A 21,176-nucleotide genomic window follows, 5' to 3' on the forward strand; every position below is an offset into this window, starting at 1 on the left:
ATTGAAGCGATTAATTTTGCAGCTTTGGCGCACCAGCGCTGATCAGCCAAATCTTGCAGTAACACCATTTTTAATGGCTTCCACTGCAGCTGCAATCAACTTCGACGTTGAAATCCATGCGATTGGCGCGAGTGTCGACTTATTCATCAAAGCCAACCCCAAGAATCAGCAAATCGTTACGCCATCCAATCGTCCTTTATCTGCTTTTGTTGAGGATGCTATTCGAACAGGTGTAAAGATCAAGGTTTGCAGCACTGCTTTAAGAGATAGACAATTAGAGCTTGGTGACTTGGTTGAAGGAGTGACTGAGGTGATTGGGATGGTGACCATGATTGACCTTGCTACTAATTCAAATACCACCGTTTTTACCTATTAAGCGAAGCGTTAGAGGCGGTGTCTCATAAAGAACTGGGCGGGGCACCTGAAAACATGCAATCCTACCCAGATATGTCAAAATAGAGTTTATGACTATTAAATCTGACCGCTGGATCCGCCGTATGTGCGAAGAGCACGATATGATTTCCCCATTTGAGCCAGGCCAAGTCCGCCAGTCTCCTGAGGGTCAAAAAATCGTGAGTTATGGCACATCAAGTTATGGCTATGACATTCGTTGTGCAAACGAATTTAAGATTTTCACCAATATCAATAGCACCATCGTTGATCCAAAGAATTTTGACGATAAATCCTTTGTTGATTTTAAGGGCGATGTTTGCATCATTCCTCCCAACTCATTCGCCTTGGCGCGCACGGTTGAGTATTTCAAGATTCCAAGAAGTGTCTTAACTGTTTGTTTGGGCAAGAGCACCTACGCTCGTTGCGGCATCATTGTGAACGTCACTCCTTTTGAGCCAGAGTGGGAAGGTTATGTGACATTGGAGTTCTCAAATACAACACCATTGCCAGCAAAGATTTACGCAGGCGAAGGATGTGCTCAGGTCTTGTTCTTTGAGAGCGATGAGATTTGTGAAGTGTCTTACAAAGACCGTGGTGGCAAATACCAAGGTCAAGTCGGCGTTACCTTACCAAAAACCTAAACAAGCCACATAAAGCGCCTAAAAGCCTGCAGAGGCTTATTTAGTATGAGCAGTACTCAAAGCACCTAAATAGGTGCTTTTTTAATTGATTTTTCTGTCCATTCAAGGGTTGAATGACTACACTAACCCTCTGGGGCTTATTTTTGTTGAAATAAATTCAGCGAAATATTCGTTTTATCGATATAGTCACGTTTTTAAGAAAAAACCCCATTGTTTTTGAGGGGTTGCTAGGTAGGGAGTTGCTATGAAATTTCGTTTTCCTGTGGTCATCATTGATGAGGATTTCCGTACTGAAAATATTTCAGGTTCGGGTGCGCGCGCCCTGGCTGAAGCGATTGAAAAAGAAGGCATGGAAGTTCTGGGCTTGACCAGTTACGGAGATCTAACTTCTTTTGCTCAACAGGCGGCTAGAGCTTCATGCTTCATTTTATCGATTGACGACGAAGAGTTCGGCGCTGGATCACCTGCTGAAATCGATACGGCACTTCAAGGTTTAAGAGCTTTTGTTGCAGAGGTCCGTAAACGTAACGAAGAAATCCCAATTTTCTTGTACGGTGAAACGAGAACTTCAAGACATATTCCTAATGATGTGTTGCGCGAATTACATGGCTTTATTCATATGAATGAAGATACGCCAGAATTCGTAGCACGCACGATTATTCGTGAATCAAAAGTTTATTTGGACGCCTTAGCGCCACCATTCTTTAAAGCATTGACGCACTATGCTTCTGATGGCTCTTATTCATGGCATTGCCCAGGTCACTCAGGTGGCGTGGCGTTCTTGAAGAGTCCAGTAGGTCAAATGTTCCATCAATTCTTTGGTGAGAACATGCTGCGTGCAGACGTTTGTAATGCTGTTGATGAATTAGGTCAGTTGCTGGATCACACGGGCCCTGTGGCCGCTAGTGAGCGCAATGCTGCGCGTATTTTTAATGCAGACCATTTGTTCTTTGTGACCAACGGTACTTCAACATCAAACAAAATCGTTTGGCACTCAACAGTGGCTCCAGGCGACATCGTGATTGTGGATCGCAATTGCCATAAATCAATTTTGCACGCCATCATGATGACAGGTGCTGTGCCTGTTTTCTTGATGCCAACGCGTAATCACTACGGCATCATTGGTCCGATTCCTAAAGAAGAATTTGACTGGAAGACCATTCAGAAGAAGATTGATAACAATCCTTTCATTTTGGATAAAAAGGCTAAACCCCGCGTTTTAACAATTACACAAAGTACCTACGATGGTGTTTTGTATAACGTAGAAACAATCAAAGAGATGTTGGATGGCAAAGTCGATACTTTGCATTTTGATGAGGCATGGTTGCCGCACGCGACTTTCCATGACTTCTACAAAGACATGCACGCGATTGGTAAAGATCGTCCACGCTCAAAAGAGAGCATGGTTTTCTCTACGCAATCAACGCACAAGTTGTTAGCGGGTCTATCGCAGGCATCGCAAATTTTGGTACAAGACTCAGAGTCCAATAAGTTGGATAACGATTGCTTTAATGAAGCCTATTTGATGCACACATCCACTAGTCCGCAGTACGCCATCATTGCATCACTTGACGTAGCAGCGGCGATGATGGAGCCTCCGGGTGGTACAGCTTTGGTTCATGAATCAATCGCCGAGTCTTTGGACTTCCGTCGCGCCATGCGCAAGGTGGATGAGGAGTGGGGCGCTGACTGGTGGTTCAAAGTTTGGGGCCCAGAGTACCTTGCCGAAGAGGGCATAGGTGAAAGAGATGATTGGGTACTTCAGGCCGATGAGCGTTGGCATGATTTTGGCAAGTTGGCTGCGGGCTTCAATATGCTCGATCCAATCAAGGCAACCATCATCACCCCAGGCTTGGAGATGGATGGTAGCTTTGCAGATACCGGTATTCCAGCCAGCATTGTGACCAAGTATTTATCTGAGCACGGTGTGATTGTTGAGAAGACAGGCCTTTATTCTTTCTTCATCATGTTCACCATCGGTATCACGAAGGGCCGTTGGAATACCATGGTCACAACCTTGCAACAATTCAAGGATGACTTCGATAAGAATCAGCCTTTGTGGCGGGTTCTTCCAGAGTTTGTTGCTAAGTATCCGCGCTACGAGCGCATTGGTTTGAAAGATCTGTGCCAGCAAATCCATCAAGTTTACAAAAAGCACGATGTGGCTCGCATGACCACAGAGATGTATTTGTCAGACATGATTCCTGCGATGAAGCCATCTGATGCATGGGCAAAAATGGCGCACCGTGACATTGAGCGTGTGGTCATTGATGACTTAGAGGGCCGTGTCACAGCGATGTTGGTAACGCCTTACCCACCAGGTATTCCGCTTTTGATTCCAGGTGAGCGTTTCAATAAGCGCATCGTTGATTACTTGCGCTTCACTCGAGACTTTAACGAACAGTTCCCTGGCTTTGAAACCGATGTTCACGGTTTGGTCAAAGGTGATTTGAATGGTCGCAAAGAGTATTACGTTGACTGCGTGAAAGATTGATTTTGGATTGATTTAAAAACTAATTCTTCTTAGTCAAAAAAATGGCTCACTTTTTAGTGAGCCATTTTTATTTGGTTTGCAGAAACTCTATTACTGCTTACTTCATATTTTTGCGATAAGCTGCAATGGCTTTCTTTACCTGCTCTGGAGCAGTGCCGCCCACGTGATTGCGACTGTTGATGGATCCTTCAAGAGTCAATACTTTGAACGCATCTTCACCGATAAGATCAGCTTTATCTCCAAGGTCACACGCCGCTCTTAAGTCGGCCAAAGATAAGTCTGCTAAGTCGCAGCCTTTGTTAGAGCATGCCTTCACAGCATGCGCAACAGCTTCATGCGCATCACGGAAAGCCAAACCTTTTTTAACCAAGTAATCGGCTAAATCAGTGGCAGTTGCAAAACCTTGCAGTGCTGCGGCTCTCATCACATCTGCTTTAACTTGGATATGAGGCACCATGTCAGCAAAAATACGCAAAGTGTCGCGCAATGTATCTGCTGAATCGAATAATGGCTCTTTGTCTTCTTGATTGTCTTTGTTGTAGGCCAAAGGTTGGCCTTTCATCAACGTCAACAAAGAAATGAGGTTGCCGTTCACACGACCGGTTTTGCCTCTTGCCAATTCTGGTACATCCGGATTTTTCTTTTGCGGCATGATCGAGCTGCCTGTGCAAAAACGATCTGGCAGATCTACAAAGCCAACTCTTGGGCTCATCCAAATGATCAGCTCTTCTGATAAACGTGAGATGTGCGTCATCACCAATGATGCTGTGGCACAAAACTCAATCGCAAAGTCTCTATCTGAAACTGCATCTAAGGAGTTCTGGCAAACACCATCAAAACCCAAGGTCTTAGCAACACGTTCACGATCAATCGGATAGCTCGTGCCGGCAAGAGCTGCAGCACCAAGAGGTAAACGATTGACGCGCTTGCGGCAATCAGCCAAACGCTCAGCATCACGCGCAAACATTTCCGCGTAGGCCATCACATGGTGACCAAAGGTGATCGGTTGGGCTACTTGTAAATGAGTGAAGCCAGGCATGATCGTTTCAGCATGCTTCTCAGCTAGACCAAGTAAACCTGAACGCAGGGCAGTGAGCTCTGCCTGAATCTCATCAATGGCACCACGCAACCATAAGCGAATATCTGTTGCCACTTGATCGTTTCTTGAGCGACCCGTGTGAAGACGTTTACCAGCATCACCAATGAGTTTGGTCAGGCGTGCTTCGATGTTCAGATGAACGTCTTCAAGAGCGAGTTCCCAAACAAATGAACCTGCTTCGATTTCAGAGCGTATCTCTGCCATGCCTTTTTGGATCGCGGCGAAATCTTCCGCACTGATGATCTTCTGTGCGGTCAACATTTCGGCGTGAGCCAATGAGCCCTGGATATCAACCAAGGCCATGCGTTTATCAAAATCAACAGAAGCGGTGTATCGCTGCACGAGTTCCGCCACAGGCTCTGCAAAGCGAGCCGACCATGCTTGGTCTTTGTTGTCCAAGGAATTCTTGTTTTTATCTAAATCTGCCATAAATATAAGTATATTGCCTCAAAGGCCTTATCCTTATGGTTATGACACAAATTTCTTATCCTAAAAAGCTGGTAATTGCCTCCCGAGAGAGCCGTTTGGCCATGTGGCAGGCTGAATATGTTCGTGATTGCTTGAAAAAGCTCTATCCAGGCTGTGATGTCAGTATTTTGGGCATGACCACCCGGGGTGATCAAATTTTGGACAGAACCCTCTCCAAGGTTGGTGGTAAAGGGCTTTTTGTCAAAGAATTAGAAGTGGCTTTGGAGGAAGGGCGGGCAGATTTGGCGGTTCATTCCCTCAAGGATGTACCGATGCAGCTACCGGTTGGTTTTGAATTGTCTTGCATCATGGAGCGTGAAGATGCCAGGGATGCTTTTGTTTCGAATGACTATGCAACTTTGGCGGATTTACCCGCTGGGGCCGTTGTAGGAACTGCTAGTTTGCGTCGTGAGGCTTCATTGCGCTCACGCTATCCCCATCTGAATATCCAGCCTCTACGAGGCAATTTGGACACTCGTTTGGGTAAATTAGACAAAGGCGAGTACGCCGCCATTATTTTGGCAGCTGCTGGTCTTAAGCGTTTGGGGATGGCTCAACGTATCCGCAGCTTATTGGCTCCCGAAGACAGTTTGCCAGCTGCTGGCCAAGGTGCTTTGGGTATTGAAATCAGAGCGGGAAGACCTGATCTGAAGGATTGGCTAGCTCCTTTGAATCATGCTCCTTCAGCGATGGCGGTGACAGCAGAAAGAGCTGTTTCTAGAGCGCTTGGTGGTTCTTGCGATGTTCCCTTGGCGGCTTATGCCATTTGGGAAGGTTCAGATTCTTTGTATCTTCGTTCCTTTGTGGCCAGCACGGATGGGCAAAGTATTTGCCGATCTGAAAAGAAGTTATCGGTTGCCAGCATGGACCATGCAGACAGGATGGGTTTACAAGTCGCTGATGAGTTGATTGCTCAGGGCGCTAAAGATTTATTACCTCCAAGATAATCCAGGTTAAAACTCATGCCCACCATTGTTCTGACTCGCCCACTAGGACAGTCTCTAAGATTGGGAGAGTTATTACATCGGAAGTTTCCGATGCTCGAACAAATTCAATTGCCTTTGTTATCGATTGTGCCCAATGAAAACCCTGTAGATGCCAAGCGTTTAAAAGAACTGTTGCTGACAACTGATTTGGCAGTTTTTGTGAGCCCTAATGCCATTGAGTGTTCAATGCGTTTGTTACAGGAGGAGTGGCCAAAAAATATTCCAGTAGCAGTGGTGGGGGGCGGTAGCTTAGAGACATTGAGTCATCATGGCATCACTGCTCAGCATGACTACACCATCTACTCACCCAGTAATCCAAGCGAATGGGATTCAGAGGGGTTGTGGAAGATTTTGAATCAATCCCAAGCGTCTTGGGCGGGTAAGAAAATTCTCTTTTTAAAAGGCATGGGTGGAAGAGCTTGGCTTGGTGAGCAATTTTTATTGCAAGGGGCTGAAATACACTCAGTGTTGACTTATAAAAGAGTTCCCTTGGTTGATGATTCTCCAGCATGGCTTGGTTTGAAAAAATCTATCCCGAGTGATTCTATTTGCCTGATGACTTCTTCTGAGGCGGCAAGACACTTTGCTCAATTTTTAAAAGAAAATTCATCATGGGCAATGTCTTGGTTAAATGAAGCTATGATGTTGTGTACGCATGAGCGAATCACTCAGGTATGTACTGAACTTGGATTTAAAAATATCGATCAGTGCGCTCCAGGCGATGATCAATTGCTTGTCAAAATTGATCAGTGGTACGTCAATAAAATTAGGAATTGAAATGGCTACAGATCTTGATCAAGTAAACACCAAAACTGCTAAACAAGTGCAGTCAGAAGCTTTAGGTAAGGGCTTGTGGAGAGCTTTATGGATTGCCATTGCTGTTTGCCTTCTTTGGTTGGTGATCGAAGGGGGTTTTCGTCTTTACCATCGCCCAGCTCAACTTGATGCCAGAGTTGTCGAATTAGAAACTCAATTGAGCAAAGTATTGACTCACGAAGCTGAAATCAATTTGGCCTTAAAAAGCTCTTTGGAAAATCAAAAAAATCTTGCGCCTGTTGCCAATCGACTGAATCAATTATTAACTCAGGTAGCACAGTTGCCTATGAACGCTCTTCCAGTGACAGGGGCTCCAACGGTTGCAAGTCATGCAGGTGCCCAAACGGTTATTCAAAAAGTAATGGCGGCAATTCAGAGTTTGGGTGATCAGTTGATGCGCATTCAGGTCGTGGGTGATGTCAAGGATGTGGCGATGACCCCAGCGGCCCAAGATTTGATTCGTCAGCAATTAAGGTTGCATTTTTTAAGCGCAAGGCTTGCCTGGTTATCTCAATTGCCGCAGGCCAGTAGAGATGATTTGATGCAAGCAGAGCAGTTGATTGCAAAACATTTTCAAGCACAAGCAAGCTCAGTCGTGCAGATTCAAAAAAACATCAGCGAGCTTCGTGCTGAAGTATCTAAATCAATTCCAGTGAACAAGGGTCAGTGATGATGCGCGGCGCATTGTGGTTGGCTTTCTTATTTGCAGCAGCAGTCTTGCTGGCTTTGTTTGCCAGTGGTAACGCTGGTCATATCACCATTTACTTCCCACCCTATCGCTTGGATACCAGTCTTAATCTTTTCATTGTGGTGATTTTAGGAGTCTTGATTGTCGGATTTTTAGCTTGGCGAACTTTTGCCGCGGTGTTGGATTTGCCAAAGCAAGCCGCCTTGTATCGACGTAAGCAGCGTGAGGCTCGTGCGATTGTTTTGCTGTCTGAGGCAGTTGAAGATATTTTTGCGGGGCGCTTTTCAAAAGCTTTAAAAGCAGCAGAAGCAGCCAGCGTTAATCAAGCATTATCAGAAACGGCTGCTTTGTTAGCAGCCAGGGCAGCGCACCGATTGAACCGCTATGATTTGAGAGATCAATGGTTATCAAAAATACAGTCGGCCAATAAGCAGCAAGCTCGCCTCGTGGCCACGGCTGATATGCAGATGGATTCAAATGATCCAGCTGGTGCGCTTGACACCATTGAGCAATTACAAAAGGGTGGCGCGAGACAGTTGTTTGTTCAGCGCATTGCACTCAAAGCCAATCAGCAACTCAAGCGTTGGGATGAGGTCTTAAAATTAAGTCATAGCTTGAGTAAGCGTGATGCCATTCATCCGGTACTGGCTCAAAAAACAGTGCAAGAGGCTGTTGCTAAGCTAGTTCAAGAAAAATCAACCGACCATCAAGCACTTTTAGCTATTTGGAAGAATTTGCCAAAGGCTGATCGAAAGGTCTCTAGGGTTGCTTTGGTGATGGCCAAAGGTTTGTTGGCGGTTGGTCAGCAAGATATTGCTCGTGGGTTCATTGAAGAATCTTTGGATGAGCAATGGGATGAGTCATTGATTGCCATTTATCCAGATTGCTTGCCATCAGGATCGACCACTTTGAGCTTGGTTCAGAAGATTGAAGCTTGGATGATGAAATACCCCAGTGAACCATCTCTTTCTTTGGCCTTGGCCAAAGTTTGTTTGGCTCAAAAGTTATGGGGCAAAGCTAAATCAAGTTTGCAAGGCGTGATCAAAGATCCAAAAACAAAACCTTTGATAAAGGCCAGTGCGCACATGAATATGGCCAAATTGCATGAAGCTTTGGAAGAGCCTCTTGAAGCTGCGACTCACTATCAGCTAGCTGCTCAGATATATTCAGTTAACTAAGGCAATCTAGCTGAGTAGTCTGGCTAGATTAATTATCTAAGCCAGCGCAATAATCGTTCAGTGGTTTTATTGTAAGGGGGGTGGGCTAATTTGCTACCCATCCAAGCTTTAATGCCGAGCAAGCCACGAACCTGAAGGATTGGTTTGAGGTGGCTGAACGTATCAAAGCCAGCTTGACCGTGATAAGCACCCATTCCACTAGCACCAATACCACCAAAAGGTATTTGTTCAATTCCAGCTTGTATGAGTGTGTCATTGGCAGTCACGCTGCCTGAATGAGTTTTTGAGATTAAATGCCTCAATGCTTTTTTATCTTTACCAAACCAATAGATGCTCAATGGGCGATCTTTTGAATTGATGAATTCAATCGCGTCTTCTTGGGATGACACGCCGATGATTGGCAAGATAGGACCAAAAATTTCTTCTTGCATCACCAGGCTGTGAGGTGTAACTTGAGTCAGTATCAATGGGGTGAAAGGATGATTTTCTGACTCAGGAAGAAGAGGGGTGACTCGGGCGCCTTTACTTCTGGCATCAGAAACCAGTTGTTGCCAACGCGATAGTTGTTCTTGATCGATTGAATGAGTCAGCTCGGATGGATCTTTGAATAAGCTCCCAGCAGCTTGAACTAAGGCATCCTTTAGTTCTGGAATTAACTCATGCTTGATCAAAATGTAATCGGGAGCAACACAGGTTTGTCCGCCATTGATCAATTTACCAAAAATGATTCTTGTGGCGGCATCTTCTAAGTTGGCATCATCATTGATGACCACTGGTGATTTGCCACCCAGTTCCAGAGTCAGCGGTGTGAGGTTGTCTGCTGCTGCTCTCATCACTCGCTTACCAGTGGCAGTTGAGCCTGTGAAAAACAAATGATCAAAGGCTAATTCTGAAAAGTCACGAGCAACATCTTCTCCACCTGTTGTGACGCAAAGTTCTAGGGGGTGAAAGAATTCTCCGATGATGGTGGCGAGATAGCCGGATGTCCTAGGGGAGCGCTCTGAAAGCTTTAGCCAAACTCTGTTACCAGCTGCTATGGCTGAGATGGCAGGAATCAAAGCCAGTTGAATCGGGTAATTCCAAGGGCTGATGATGCCAACCACTCCTTTGGGCTGGGCTTGAATCCAGGCTTTTGATGGTTTTAGGTGCATTGGCATAGAAATGTCGCGCATTTTCATCCAAGACTTGAGATGTTTGATCGCGTATTTCGCTGCCTGACGCACCATGGCCAATTCAGTTAAGCGCGTTTCAACTGAGTGGCGATTGCCAAAGTCAGCATGAACCACTTTGCACAAGTTGTCTTCATATTTATCAATCATTGCCACCACGCGCTCAATTCTTTCTTTGCGTTCAGCAAAGCTGGGTGATGGTTCATGCGCAAAGGCTTGCTGCAAATCTTCAAGTTGTAATTGGAGGGCGTTCATTTGGTAGTGGAGAAAAGTGAATAGCAGAAGTATATGGGGAATTGCTGGAACAAAGAATCAGGGATTTGACTAATACGGGCTAGCTGAATGCCCTTGCTCTAAGCAGATTAATGCTCAGAGGATTAAGATGACATCATTGATATAGGGGATGAGCATCATGAATCAACAAGCGACATTGGGTGGTGGGTGTTTTTGGTGTCTGGAAGCCGTTTATCAACATGTGAAGGGGGTACATCGTGTTGAGTCTGGTTATGCCGGTGGTAAGGCTTCTGATGCCAACTACGATGCTGTCTGCAGTGGAAGAACCGATCATGCAGAAGTGGTTCGTTTGGAATTTGATTCTTCTGTGATCAGTTTCAAGCAATTGCTGGAGATTTTTTATGCTATTCATGATCCAACGACGCTTAATCGCCAGGGTAATGATGTGGGCTCACAATATCGCTCAGTGATTTTTACTCATGATGAGAGTCAAAAGACCGCTGCTATGGAATTGGTCAAGCAATTAGATGAATCTGGAATTTTTGGCAATAAGATTGTCACTGAAATTTCAGATTTGCCAAACTACTATCCGGCGGAAGAGTATCACCAGAATTATTTCAACTTACATCCTGATCAGGGTTATTGCGCTTTTGTGGTCAGCCCTAAAGTGTCTAAATTCAGAGATCAATTCAAAGATCTTTTGATGTAAATCAACTGAAGTGATTACGGAGCAAGACGATCAATTTTCCAGACGTTTTGCTCAAGTGTGTAACGAATTCTGTCATGTAAGCGTGAAGGTCTGCCTTGCCAAAACTCTGCAGCCTCAGGCTTGACCCGAAAGCCTCCCCAGTGTGGTGGGCGAGGTGGATTAAGAGCAAACTTAAGAGCGTACTCTGCCGCTTTGGCAACCAATTCACCTCTTCCAGAAATCACTTTGCTTTGTGGTGAAGCCCAGGCGCCAATTCTTGAGTCCAATGGTCTTGAGTGAAAGTACTCATCACTTTCTTTTTCAGAAATCTTTTCAACGCTGCCTTCAATTCGAATCTGTCTTTCTAGCTCTGGCCAAAAGAACAAAAGGGCTGCGTGAGGATTAGCCAATAAAGCTTGGCCTTTGCGACTCTCATAATTGGTGAAAAAAACAAAGCCTTCTTGAGTCACTTCTTTGATTAAAACCACGCGCGCACTGGGTTTGCCATTTTCATCAACCGATGCTACTGTCATAGCATTGGGTTCAGGTAATTCTGCATGTTGAGCTTGATCAAACCAAATCTTGAATTGATCAACGGGGTTGGCTTGAACATCCTCTTCAGAGAGGCTGCCTTTCATGTAGGATTTTCTGAGATCAGCTAGCTTTGTCATAACAGAAGTATATATAGTCTTGAGTGGCTCTGCTTGATTAGCTTTGAATAAAAAGGAATCGATTGATGACGATTGAAGTGCCAAAAGAGGTGACCCCATCAAGAAGCTTGGTCATGAATTTGCGTCAGCAGTTGATGCAAGTGATCCCCTTTTCTGAGATGAAGCCTGAGCACGTTGATTTTTTCATCAAGTCAGCCAAAGAACATTATTTTGCTCCAGAGGAAGTCATTCTTGAGCCTGCTCATGGAGAAGTGAAACAGTTATTTTTTATTCGTCAGGGCAGCGTTATTTCAAGACGAGGTATGGCGAATGAGGCGGGTGGAGCGCATGAGATTGAGGCGGGTGAATTATTCCCCGTCAGTGCGGCGGTTGCTGGCCGATCTGTGACTGCCACCTATGCAGCTTCGGGCGATTGTTTTTGTCTGAGAATTTCAGTCGAGACCATGAAGGAGTTAGCTAATTTATCGAGTCCGTTTGCAGATTATCTGAGTCTGCGTATCTTGAAATTCCTTGAGCAGTCTCGACAAGTTCTTCAAAGAACGTATGCCTCACAAATTTTTTCCGAACAATCCTTGGAGACCCCTCTTGGGCAATTACCAAGGAAGAAGCCTTTGTTTGTTTCGCCGGAGACTTCGATTAAAGATGCTTTGACTCAAATGCATGAACGTCGCGTTGGTTCAATTTTGGTGAGTAATCAACAGGATGGCTTATTGGGTATTTTGACGCGCTACGATATTTTGGGACGTGTGACCATCCCTCAAATGAGTCTTGATACGCCGATCAAAGATGTCATGACCATGGGCGTTAAAGCTCTGACCATCACTCATACAGCGCAAGACGCTGCCTTGATGATGTCCAAGTTCGGTATTCGTCATGTGCCTGTTGTCGATGGTAAGGAGATTGTGAACATCATCTCTGAGCGAGATCTGTTTGCTACCCAACGTCTGTCCTTGAAAAATATCAGTACCTCTATACGATCAGCCTCAGATTTATCGGACATGATTGTATGTGCTAAAGACATCAGAAAGTTTGCGAAAAATTTGATTGGCCAAGGTGTTCAAGCAAGACAGCTGACGACCTTGATCAGTTATTTGAATGATGTTGTTTGTGAAAGATTGGTTGAGCTCAATGCCAAAAAGCATGGCTTGGATTTGAAAGAGTTTGCCTGGATTGCTTTAGGGTCCGAGGGACGCTCTGAGCAAACCATTGCCACTGATCAAGACAATGCTTTGGTGTTTTCTGGGCAAGCCAGCGATGCAGTCAGAGATAAGTATTTGAAATTCGCCTTGGATGTGAATCAAGCCCTGGATGCTTGTGGCTATCCTTTGTGTAAAGGCAATGTGATGGCAAGCAATCCAAAGATTTGCTTGAGTGAGACTGAATGGTTGGAGCGATTCTCACAATGGATTGAGCACGGCACACCTGAAGATCTGTTAAATGCAAGTATCTATTTTGATTTCCGCTTGGTAGCCGGCAATCCTGATTTGCTGGTGGCAATGAAAAACACCGTGATGCAAAAAGCCAAAGCCATTCCGAGATTCATCAAGTTGCTGGCTGAAAACTCATTGAACATGAGAGTGCCCATCAGTTGGCATGGCGGCATTGACACCATCAAGCTCGAAGACAAGGAGTGCATTGATTTAAAGCTTCATGGCACTGCTATTTTGGTTGATGCTGCACGCATCTACTCCTTAGCCCATGGCATTGGAGATACCAACACCAGAGATCGATTGATTGCAGTGGGTCTTGCCCTTGACATTCCAGAGCGTGAATATTTGGCTTGGGTATCTGCTTTTGAGTTTTTGCAAATGTTGCGTTTATCGGTGCAAATTGATTCGCATGCGATTGGTGGAAATTTCAATGCACTTGAGTTGAGCAGCTTGAACAACATTGATCGCAGAATTCTCAAGGAGTCTCTGAGAGCTACCAGAGATTTGCAGCAGCGCATTGAATTAGATTACGGCCGTTAAGATGTTTTGGTTAAAACGCTTATTTGGGCAGGCTCCTGTCATTAATCAAAATCGCTGGGTTGTTTTAGACGTTGAAACCAGCGGTTTAGACCCAAGGCAAGATCGCTTATTGGCGATTGCCGCTGTGTGCATTCATGTGAACAAGGATCAAAGCTTAAAAATAGATATTTTTGATAGTTTTGAGGCTGTCCTGAAACAAGATTTAGCTTCAGATAAAGACAATATTTTGTTGCATGGCATTGGTGCTCAGGCGCAGATGATGGGGGAGGACCCTCAACAGGTATTGCGAAATTTCGAGCAATGGGTGGGGGATGCTCCTTTATTGGCTTTTCATGCAGCTTTTGATGAATCCATGATTCAAAGAGCCTATCAATACCAACTTGGATATAAGCTTAAAAATGTTTGGATTGACGTTGAGCCACTGGTGTCAGCTTCTTATCCTGAAGTCAAGGCCAGATCCTTGGATCAATGGATGGGACATTTAGGGATTGAGTGTGCAGTGCGTCATCAAGCAGCTGCAGATACCTTTGCTACGGCTGAATTAATTTTACAAATTTGGCCAAGACTAAAGCCATTAGCACCAAGGGTAGATTTGCTGGAAAAATTGGCCCGAGAGTCGCGTTGGTTACCTCGAAATTGAGAATATATTCCTTATTTTGTTTGGGGGAAATATTTCGATAACTATATGATTTATATAGATAAATAAATAGGGTAAGTACTTATTCTCGAATTACCCAAAAAAATTCATAGTTCGGGTGTTGTAAGAAATCTCCAAGTTTGGGGTTTAAACCTAGAGGTAAGAATTTGATTCAGTTTTTAAATGTGTTGCAGTTGGTTTTGTATATCGGTGGTTTGGCTTTAGTGGGTCAAGCAATTCTTTATGCAATCGTTGGTAACAAGAGAGAAACCAATATGTTTTATCAATTGTTTGTGGTCTTGAATAAACCTTGGACATCGATTGCCAAGTTAATTTCTCCAAAAATGGTTGCAGAGCGACATATTCCGGTGGTGGCTTTTTGTGTTGTTTCAGTTTTGTATATCGCAGTGACTCTGGCAAAAATTGAGCACTGCGTATCGATAGGGATGGTTGGTTGCAGATGATGAAAATTGATCTTAAATGGCATTTGCACAAGTGGCGAGCAATCACATTCATTGTGCTTGGTCGCAGGGCTTGGGCGATTGAAACATTGGAAGATATGTTGGCTGACTATCCGAACGATGCTTATGCATTGGGTAGCTTGGCTCATCTTTATGCAGAAGCGGATGACAAGCAGGCCTCCATCAATATGTATAAAAAATTAGTGGCCAAGCCAGATGCTCCTGCATTTGCTTGGTACAACCTCGGTTACCTTCAGGAAGAAACAAAGCAGATTGCTGATGCTGAGTTCAGTTTCCGTCGTGCTCTTGAATTAAACGAGAAATTAGATCAGGCCTGGTACGGCTTGGGTCTGACTTTGATTCAACAGCAGCGCTTTGAAGAGGCAATTAAAGCCCTTAAGCGCAACACCCAATTGCAGCCTATGAGCCCTTACGCTTGGTATCAATTAGCGCGGGTTCATGTGGATCGTCAGGAACCTGAAGAGGCGGTGAAGATCATTCGCCATCTCAAAGGGTTTGAGCCTAAATTTGCCGCTCAATTAGAGCGGGAAACTGGGCTTGAAGTGAAAGCTTCTTGACAAATCGCGATTCGGTTGCAAGCCAGAAGTGAAATTCTGGAGAATCGCAAAAGGTTCCGGGGAAACCTGGTTTTAGAGTAATAACGAGGAGAAACTGTTATGCAATTAACGGAATCGCATCGCCAGTATTGGGCAAAAAACCTAAGAATCACGGCCATTTTGTTGGGTCTTTGGTTTGTTGTCACTTACGTGGTCGCTTACATGGCTCGTGACCTAAGCTTTACATTCTTTGGCTGGCCTTTCAGCTTCTGGATGGGAGCGCAAGGATCATTGATCGCTTACGTATTAATCATTGTCTACTATGCTCATTACATGAACAATTTAGACAAAGAGCACGGTTGTGCTGAAGAAGGGGAGGAATAATCATGGCTGGAATGTCTCCTGATAGCGGTGGTAGCGCGTTTACTGGTGGCGGTTCGAACGCTGCTTTTAAAAAACAACTTAATAAGGTTTATGCCTGGTACGTTGGTGGATTTATTCTATTTGTAGCGATTCTTGGAATCGCCGAGCAAATGGGATTAACACGTAACTACATTGGTTACGCCTTCCTAGCAGCAACAGTATTCCTCTATGCTGGTATCGGTTTTATGAGTCGTACAAACGATGCTGCTGAGTACTATGTGGCTGGTCGACGTGTTCCTGCTATGTATAACGGTATGGCGACAGGTGCTGACTGGATGTCTGCAGCTTCCTTTATCGGTATGGCTGGTACTCTTTACTTGACAGGTTACAGCGGTCTTGCCTTCATCATGGGTTGGACAGGCGGTTACTGTTTGGTGGCCTTGTTCCTTGCACCATATCTACGTAAGTTTGGTCAGTTCACAATTCCTGACTTCTTGGGTGCTCGTTATGATGGTAACTTGCCGCGTTTCCTAGGTGTAGTTGCTGCGATCTTGTGTTCGTTTGTTTACGTTGTTGCCCAGATCTACGGTGTAGGTTTGATCACAACACGTTTGACAGGCGTTTCATTTGAGATGGGCATTTTCTTGGGCTTGGGCGGTATTTTGGTTTGCTCATTCTTGGGTGGTATGAAAGCCGTTACTTGGACTCAAGTGGCTCAGTACATCATCTTGATCATTGCTTACTTGATTCCTGTGGTGTGGTTGTCAGTGAAACAAACTGGTTTCCCAATCCCACAAATCGTTTACGGCTACCAGCTTGAAAAAGTGACAGCTCGTGAAGCAGAGTTGATCAAGGATCCAAAAGAGCTAGAAGTTATTGCAATTTTCAAAGAGCGTGCAGATGCTTTAGGTGAAAAACTTAAAGATATCCCAACAGCTCTAGCTGCTGATAAAGCTGCTGCTGAGAAGAAAGTGGCTGATCTAAAAGCTGCTAACGCTCCTGCTGCTGAATTAGCTGCTGCTGAGAAAGCATTGGCTGCTGTTCCAAAAGACGCAGCTGCTGCTAAAGACGCTTGGACTAAAGGTAAGGCTGCAAACGAAGCAAGAGCTAAGCCTTTGGCTGGCATGCCTCGTCACGCGGCACAGTACGCTGGTGATCCAAATGGCGATGAAAAAGCAAAGACTGCTTATGACACATCACGTCGTAATTTCTTGGCTTTGATTTTCTGTTTGATGGTTGGTACAGCTGCATTGCCACACATTTTGATGCGTTTCTACACAACACCATCTGTGAAAGAAGCTCGTGAATCTGTGTCATGGTCATTGTTCTTCATCTTCTTGTTGTACTTCACAGCTCCTGCGTTAGCAGTGCTTGTTAAGTATGAAGTGTTCAACGTTCTCGTTGGCACGCCATTCGATAAGCTACCAGCATGGATTTCAAGCTGGGCAGCGGTTGATCCAACTTTGTTGACAGTAGCTGACGTTAACAAAGACGGTATCTTCCAATTGGGTGAGATGAGAATCGGTGGCGACATCATCGTGTTAGCAACTCCAGAAATCGGTGGCTTGCCATACGTTATTTCAGGCATGGTTGCTGCGGGTGGTTTGGCTGCTGCGTTGTCTACAGCTGACGGCTTGTTGTTGACGATTGCTAACGCTTTGTCTCATGACTTGTACTACAAGATGATCGATCCAAATGCTTCAACAGGTCGTCGTGTGGCAATTTCTAAGGCATTGTTGTTGGTGGTTGCTCTAGCTGCTGCTTATGTAGCTGCTCAGAAACCAGCTGACATCTTGTTCTTGGTTGGTGCTGCGTTCTCATTCGCTGCTGCTGCTTTCTTCCCAGTTTTAGTATTGGGTATCTTCTGGAAGCGTGCTTCTAAGTGGGGCGCAGTTGCCGGTATGATCGGTGGTCTTGGTATAACCATTTACTACATGGTTACAACTCAGCCATGGATGCGCGGTGTATTCGGCGTGACATCACCAATTGAACTTTGGTACGGTATTGCACCAATTTCAGCAGGTGTGTTCGGTGTGCCAGTTGGTTTTGCCTTGGTTATCTTGGTTAGCTTGATTACTCCAGCTCCAAATAAAGAAGTTCAAGACTTGATTGACCACGTACGTTACCCAACTTTGAAGTAATCAGTTGATTCTTAATTGATGAAACATTGGTGAAGCCCTTCGGGGCTCACATTAAAACCCGCCTCTCCAGGCGGGTTTTTTCTTATATAGTCATGGCTATGGATGCAAATCAGGATACAAATCAAATTAGACGCTTTGCGGGGGTCGCTCGTTTATATGGCGAGAGTGGTTTACAGACCTTTGAGAAAGCGCACGTGCTCGTTGCTGGATTGGGTGGCGTAGGCTCTTGGGCAGTCGAAGCTCTGGCCAGGAGTGGCATTGGTGAGCTGACATTGATGGATTTTGATCACATTGCTGTCAGCAATGTGAATCGGCAGTTACATGCGATTGAAGATAACTTCGGGAAATCAAAATCAGAAGCCATGGCCGAGCGAGTCAGGCAGATCAACCCACTGATCAAGCTCAATATCATCGACGAGTTTTTAACGCCAGACAATTTGGATGCTCATTTGCATAAGAACGCTGAGAACCCGTATTTTGCAGTGCTTGATGCCACAGATGATGTCAAGATGAAGATTGTCTTAGCGGCCTATTGTGAGGGCAGGGATGAGCTTGGTAGAGCCAGGCTGTCTGAGCAAAAAGAACAAGAAAGAACAAAGCAGAGCAATAAAAAGTCTTTAACAATTCCGTTGATCATTTGCGGTGGTGCTGGTGGCAAGCTAGATCCAAGTCGTATCAAGGCAGCCGATTTAGCTAAAACAACCCAGGATCCAGTGTTGTCAAAAATTAGATACTCATTGCGCAAAGAGTATGGCTTTAGCAATGATCCTAAAAAGAAGTTAGGTGTTACTGCGATTTACTCGGATGAGCCAAGGCAAGGTGTGGCCAGTGGAGGGTTGTCTTGCGCAGGTTATGGCTCTGCTGTGACTGTCACGGCCACCTTTGGATTTGTTGCGGCTGCTGAAGTATTAAAACTTCTGCAAAAGCCATGACCCCTAGAGCTTTGGTCAGCGAACGTTTTTGGCGATGTGAGCCAAAGACTCTTCAACCTGATCAACCAAAATAAGGCAAACGTCGCCTGCTTCAATTTGAGACAAAGCTTGATCTATGGCTAAAAACTCGCCATGGAATTCTTGAATTTTCTTCACTTGTTTTGAGGACATCAGACCTTCTCTCATGATGCCAATCACTTCGCCGTCTGCGCGGCCACGTTGGCATTGGTCCTCATAGAGAATGACATGGTCAAAGTATTGACCAAGGATTTCTGTTTGGCGTCGCAAGTCTTCATCACGACGATCACCGGCTCCACTGATCACAACCATGCGTTTCTTGGCAGGCATGTTGATGATGGTTTCTGATAGGGCCTTGATTGCATCAGGATTATGACCATAGTCAGCAATCACAGTGGCACTCTGATGCTTGAATATATTAAAGCGACCAGGTACTGTTTCTGAGTCACTCACAAAGGTGGCCAATGCTTCAGCAATCGTTTCCCAAGGAATATTCAAGGCCCATGCGGCACCAACTGCTGCTAGGACATTTTCAACCTGAAAGCTGATGCTGCCATTGACCGTGACAGGCACTTGGTTCAAATCAATGTGGAATTCTTTTTTACCTTCGCTTGCAACGATCTTGTTGTTATCAACAAAAACCACGCGCTGACCTTGTGCGCGATGTTTTGCCATCACTGGGTGCTGTATATCTCTTGCAAAGAAGGTGACTTGGCCAGGACATGACTTGGCCATCTTGGCAACCATTGGATCTGCTGCATTAAGAACAGCCATGCCATTGCTGGCCACATTTTGAACAATCACACGTTTAACAGTGGCTAACTCTGAGGTCGTGTTGATGTAATTCATGCCAAGGTGATCGCCTTCGCCCAAATTAGTCACAATCGCCACTTGGCAACGATCAAAGCCCAGGCCTTCACGCAAAATGCCGCCCCGTGCCGTCTCTAAAACAGCCGCATCAACGTCTGGGTGCATCAAGACGTTGCGTGCGCTCTTAGGGCCGCTGCAGTCCCCTGTGTCGATTCTTTTGCCATTCACATAGACGCCATCAGTGCCTGTGTGTCCAACACGCAAACCCTGTTGCTCAAACAGGTGACTCATCAACTTGACGGTGGTTGTTTTGCCATTCGTGCCAGTGACTGCCACCACTGGAATTCGGCCATCATCTTCTTTGCCAAACATCGTTGAAATGATGGCTTCACCAACTGGTCGACCTTTGCCGTAAGAAGGGTGCAAGTGCATGCGCAATCCTGGAGCAGCGTTGACTTCAACAATGCCACCGCCTTGTTCTTCCAGTGGTCTGTAAACGTTGTCACAAACCACGTCTACGCCACAAATATCCAGGCCAACCATTTGTGCTGCCGCAATGGCTGAAACAGCAAGATCAGGATGCACGTCATCAGTCACATCAGTGGCAGTACCACCAGTGCTTAAGTTCGCATTGTTGCGCAAGGTGACGCGCAACCCTTTAGGAGGAATCGAGTCTGGAGTGAGTTGCTGATTCTTAAGAGTAGCAATGGCGATTTCATCAATTCGGATCTTGCTCAGTGAAGTGGCGTGACCATCACCTCTCAAAGGGTCTTTGTTCACTTCTTCAACCAATTCGCGAACGGTATTTTTATTATTACCAATCACGTAGGGTGGTTCACGACGAGCGGCTGCTACTAACTGACCGCCGATGATTAAAAGACGATGATCATGTCCTGGCATGTAACGTTCAACAATCACTTCAGAAGAAATGGCTGAAGCTGCTTTAAAGGCAATCTCTATTTGTTCGCGGTTATCAATATTGACAGCCACACCTTTGCCTTGATTACCGTCACGTGGCTTAACTGCTACAGGAGACTTGATTTCTAAATAAGCTTCCCATGCTTCTTCGGCAGTGGTCACGATTTTTCCCATGGGTACTGGCACGCCAGCAGCATGGAGTAAGTCTTTGGTTAGCTGCTTATCTTGGGCAATTGATTCAGCAATCGCACTCGTAGAGCTTGTTTCAGCAGCTTGGATGCGGCGTTGTTTACTGCCCCAGCCTAACTGAACCATGCTGCCTTCAGTTAAACGACGATAGGGGATGCCACGCGCAATGGCAGCTTCAACGATTGATCCTGTACTTGGCCCCAGACGAATATCTTCATCCAAATCTCTTAGTTGCTTGAGGTACTCATCGAGGTGTGAGCCGTTATCAATTAGAGCTGAACGACATAACTGCATGGCCAAATCAAGTGCCAGGCGGCCGACTTTTTCTTCGGTGTATTCAACCACAACAATGTACACACCTTCATCTGGTGTTGACATGGTTCTACTGAAAGTGATCGGGCATCCTGCTTGAGCTTGTAAATCTCTTGAGCACACCTCTAATGCATGAGCCAAAGAGACGGTTTCATTTTGTGTGTGTGGGCGCAATGGGCCAAGCTGTGGGAAGCGTTCACGCAAGCGAGTTTCAAAACCAGAAATATTGGTGATGATTTTTTCATTTTCTTCGCACTTGACTAATGCCTCTAGAGAAGTGTGTTTGCCCCAAAAATTAGGACCTCTGAGAGCGCGTATGCGAATTAATTCCATGATTGGCTAT

General features: G+C 45.3%; 19 protein-coding genes. 15 read left to right on the top strand and 4 right to left on the bottom strand.

Features of this window, described 5'->3' with window-relative positions:
• Position 1 precedes the first annotated feature (1 nt).
• The 3 genes from AOC33_RS04510 to AOC33_RS04520 all read left to right on the top strand — a co-directional run bounded on the left by AOC33_RS04510 (position 2) and on the right by AOC33_RS04520 (position 3,528).
• Positions 2-376 carry a DsrE family protein gene (locus AOC33_RS04510; protein WP_143744016.1) on the top strand — a complete coding sequence of 125 codons (375 nt, stop codon included), beginning with the start codon at positions 2-4 and terminating at the stop codon, positions 374-376.
• Between the two features lie 88 nt (positions 377-464).
• Complete coding sequence (dcd, locus tag AOC33_RS04515) at positions 465-1,034, top strand: dCTP deaminase (RefSeq protein ID WP_089515362.1); 570 nt, start codon at positions 465-467, stop codon at positions 1,032-1,034.
• A gap of 244 nt (positions 1,035-1,278) precedes the next feature.
• Positions 1,279-3,528, top strand: coding sequence for an arginine/lysine/ornithine decarboxylase (locus AOC33_RS04520; protein WP_089515363.1), 2,250 nt, complete (start codon positions 1,279-1,281; stop codon positions 3,526-3,528).
• Between the two features lie 97 nt (positions 3,529-3,625).
• Here the strand turns inward: AOC33_RS04520 and argH are convergent, their stop codons facing one another.
• A complete protein-coding gene (argH, locus tag AOC33_RS04525; protein ID WP_089515364.1) occupies positions 3,626-5,056 on the bottom strand; it encodes an argininosuccinate lyase in 1,431 nt (476 codons plus the stop codon).
• Positions 5,057-5,091: 35 nt separating this feature from the next.
• Between argH and hemC the strand changes: the two genes are divergently transcribed.
• Genes hemC through AOC33_RS04545 form a run of 4 tightly spaced genes read left to right on the top strand, consistent with a single transcriptional unit; the run spans position 5,092 to position 8,763 of the window.
• Positions 5,092-6,042, top strand: coding sequence for a hydroxymethylbilane synthase (gene hemC / locus AOC33_RS04530; protein WP_089515365.1), 951 nt, complete (start codon positions 5,092-5,094; stop codon positions 6,040-6,042).
• A gap of 15 nt (positions 6,043-6,057) precedes the next feature.
• Complete coding sequence (locus tag AOC33_RS04535; protein ID WP_089515366.1) at positions 6,058-6,858, top strand: uroporphyrinogen-III synthase; 801 nt, start codon at positions 6,058-6,060, stop codon at positions 6,856-6,858.
• A 1-nt stretch (position 6,859) separates the two neighbouring features.
• Positions 6,860-7,567, top strand: a complete 708-nt coding sequence (locus AOC33_RS04540; RefSeq protein WP_089515367.1) for a uroporphyrinogen-III C-methyltransferase — start codon at positions 6,860-6,862, stop codon at positions 7,565-7,567.
• Positions 7,567-8,763 (top strand): heme biosynthesis HemY N-terminal domain-containing protein, encoded by a 1,197-nt coding sequence (locus AOC33_RS04545; protein WP_089515368.1) that lies wholly within the window; start codon positions 7,567-7,569, stop codon positions 8,761-8,763. Before AOC33_RS04540 ends, AOC33_RS04545 begins: the two co-directional genes overlap by 1 nt.
• A 32-nt stretch (positions 8,764-8,795) precedes the next feature.
• Here AOC33_RS04545 and AOC33_RS04550 read toward each other — a convergent pair whose 3' ends face one another.
• Entirely contained in the window at positions 8,796-10,187 is a 1,392-nt protein-coding gene (locus tag AOC33_RS04550) for a coniferyl aldehyde dehydrogenase (protein ID WP_089515369.1), read from the bottom strand.
• Positions 10,188-10,335: 148 nt separating this feature from the next.
• Here AOC33_RS04550 and msrA point away from each other — a divergent pair, with 148 nt between their 5' ends.
• Positions 10,336-10,875: a peptide-methionine (S)-S-oxide reductase MsrA gene (gene msrA, locus AOC33_RS04555; RefSeq protein WP_089515370.1), complete on the top strand. Its 540-nt coding sequence runs from the start codon at positions 10,336-10,338 to the stop codon at positions 10,873-10,875.
• A gap of 14 nt (positions 10,876-10,889) precedes the next feature.
• On the opposite strand, the gene pdxH is transcribed toward msrA, so the two are convergent.
• Positions 10,890-11,525, bottom strand: a complete 636-nt coding sequence (gene pdxH, locus AOC33_RS04560; protein ID WP_089515371.1) for a pyridoxamine 5'-phosphate oxidase — start codon at positions 11,523-11,525, stop codon at positions 10,890-10,892.
• A 65-nt stretch (positions 11,526-11,590) separates the two neighbouring features.
• Between pdxH and AOC33_RS04565 the strand changes: the two genes are divergently transcribed.
• The 7 genes from AOC33_RS04565 (at position 11,591) to AOC33_RS04595 (ending at position 18,586) form a co-directional block, all read left to right on the top strand.
• The gene (locus AOC33_RS04565; protein ID WP_089515372.1) at positions 11,591-13,495 is read left to right on the top strand and encodes a DUF294 nucleotidyltransferase-like domain-containing protein; all 1,905 of its coding nucleotides are present in this window, start codon (positions 11,591-11,593) and stop codon (positions 13,493-13,495) included.
• 1 nt (position 13,496) lies between these two features.
• On the top strand, positions 13,497-14,135 hold the full coding sequence (locus tag AOC33_RS04570) for a 3'-5' exonuclease (RefSeq protein WP_089515373.1): 639 nt from the start codon (positions 13,497-13,499) through the stop codon (positions 14,133-14,135).
• A gap of 164 nt (positions 14,136-14,299) precedes the next feature.
• Positions 14,300-14,596, top strand: a complete 297-nt coding sequence (locus AOC33_RS04575; protein WP_089515374.1) for a hypothetical protein — start codon at positions 14,300-14,302, stop codon at positions 14,594-14,596.
• Positions 14,593-15,171, top strand: coding sequence for a tetratricopeptide repeat protein (locus AOC33_RS04580; protein ID WP_245835588.1), 579 nt, complete (start codon positions 14,593-14,595; stop codon positions 15,169-15,171). The genes AOC33_RS04575 and AOC33_RS04580 overlap by 4 nt, the downstream gene beginning before the upstream one ends.
• A 99-nt stretch (positions 15,172-15,270) precedes the next feature.
• On the top strand, positions 15,271-15,534 hold the full coding sequence (locus tag AOC33_RS04585) for a DUF4212 domain-containing protein (RefSeq protein WP_089515375.1): 264 nt from the start codon (positions 15,271-15,273) through the stop codon (positions 15,532-15,534).
• A 2-nt stretch (positions 15,535-15,536) separates the two neighbouring features.
• On the top strand, positions 15,537-17,654 hold the full coding sequence (locus AOC33_RS04590) for a sodium:solute symporter family protein (RefSeq protein WP_089515376.1): 2,118 nt from the start codon (positions 15,537-15,539) through the stop codon (positions 17,652-17,654).
• A 98-nt stretch (positions 17,655-17,752) separates the two neighbouring features.
• Entirely contained in the window at positions 17,753-18,586 is an 834-nt protein-coding gene (locus tag AOC33_RS04595; RefSeq protein ID WP_425439814.1) for a tRNA threonylcarbamoyladenosine dehydratase, read from the top strand.
• A gap of 15 nt (positions 18,587-18,601) precedes the next feature.
• On the opposite strand, the gene cphA is transcribed toward AOC33_RS04595, so the two are convergent.
• On the bottom strand, positions 18,602-21,166 hold the full coding sequence (gene cphA, locus AOC33_RS04600; protein ID WP_089515378.1) for a cyanophycin synthetase: 2,565 nt from the start codon (positions 21,164-21,166) through the stop codon (positions 18,602-18,604).
• Between the last annotated feature and the right edge of the window lie 10 nt (positions 21,167-21,176).

Origin of the sequence: Polynucleobacter cosmopolitanus, from assembly GCF_002224225.1 — a bacterium.
Classification (GTDB): Bacteria; Pseudomonadota; Gammaproteobacteria; order Burkholderiales; family Burkholderiaceae; genus Polynucleobacter; species Polynucleobacter cosmopolitanus.

Excerpts from the sequence above, each read along its gene's own strand:
- dcd (WP_089515362.1), top strand. The coding sequence starts at position 465 with ATGACTATTAAATCTGACCGCTGGATCCGCCGTATGTGCGAAGAGCAC.
- AOC33_RS04520 (WP_089515363.1), top strand. The coding sequence starts at position 1,279 with ATGAAATTTCGTTTTCCTGTGGTCATCATTGATGAGGATTTCCGTACT.
- argH (WP_089515364.1), bottom strand. The coding sequence starts at position 5,056 with ATGGCAGATTTAGATAAAAACAAGAATTCCTTGGACAACAAAGACCAA.
- hemC (WP_089515365.1), top strand. The coding sequence starts at position 5,092 with ATGGTTATGACACAAATTTCTTATCCTAAAAAGCTGGTAATTGCCTCC.
- AOC33_RS04535 (WP_089515366.1), top strand. The coding sequence starts at position 6,058 with ATGCCCACCATTGTTCTGACTCGCCCACTAGGACAGTCTCTAAGATTG.
- AOC33_RS04540 (WP_089515367.1), top strand. The coding sequence starts at position 6,860 with ATGGCTACAGATCTTGATCAAGTAAACACCAAAACTGCTAAACAAGTG.
- AOC33_RS04545 (WP_089515368.1), top strand. The coding sequence starts at position 7,567 with ATGATGCGCGGCGCATTGTGGTTGGCTTTCTTATTTGCAGCAGCAGTC.
- AOC33_RS04550 (WP_089515369.1), bottom strand. The coding sequence starts at position 10,187 with ATGAACGCCCTCCAATTACAACTTGAAGATTTGCAGCAAGCCTTTGCG.
- msrA (WP_089515370.1), top strand. The coding sequence starts at position 10,336 with ATGAGCATCATGAATCAACAAGCGACATTGGGTGGTGGGTGTTTTTGG.
- pdxH (WP_089515371.1), bottom strand. The coding sequence starts at position 11,525 with ATGACAAAGCTAGCTGATCTCAGAAAATCCTACATGAAAGGCAGCCTC.
- AOC33_RS04565 (WP_089515372.1), top strand. The coding sequence starts at position 11,591 with ATGACGATTGAAGTGCCAAAAGAGGTGACCCCATCAAGAAGCTTGGTC.
- AOC33_RS04570 (WP_089515373.1), top strand. The coding sequence starts at position 13,497 with ATGTTTTGGTTAAAACGCTTATTTGGGCAGGCTCCTGTCATTAATCAA.
- AOC33_RS04580 (WP_245835588.1), top strand. The coding sequence starts at position 14,593 with ATGATGAAAATTGATCTTAAATGGCATTTGCACAAGTGGCGAGCAATC.
- AOC33_RS04585 (WP_089515375.1), top strand. The coding sequence starts at position 15,271 with ATGCAATTAACGGAATCGCATCGCCAGTATTGGGCAAAAAACCTAAGA.
- AOC33_RS04590 (WP_089515376.1), top strand. The coding sequence starts at position 15,537 with ATGGCTGGAATGTCTCCTGATAGCGGTGGTAGCGCGTTTACTGGTGGC.
- AOC33_RS04595 (WP_425439814.1), top strand. The coding sequence starts at position 17,753 with ATGGATGCAAATCAGGATACAAATCAAATTAGACGCTTTGCGGGGGTC.
- cphA (WP_089515378.1), bottom strand. The coding sequence starts at position 21,166 with ATGGAATTAATTCGCATACGCGCTCTCAGAGGTCCTAATTTTTGGGGC.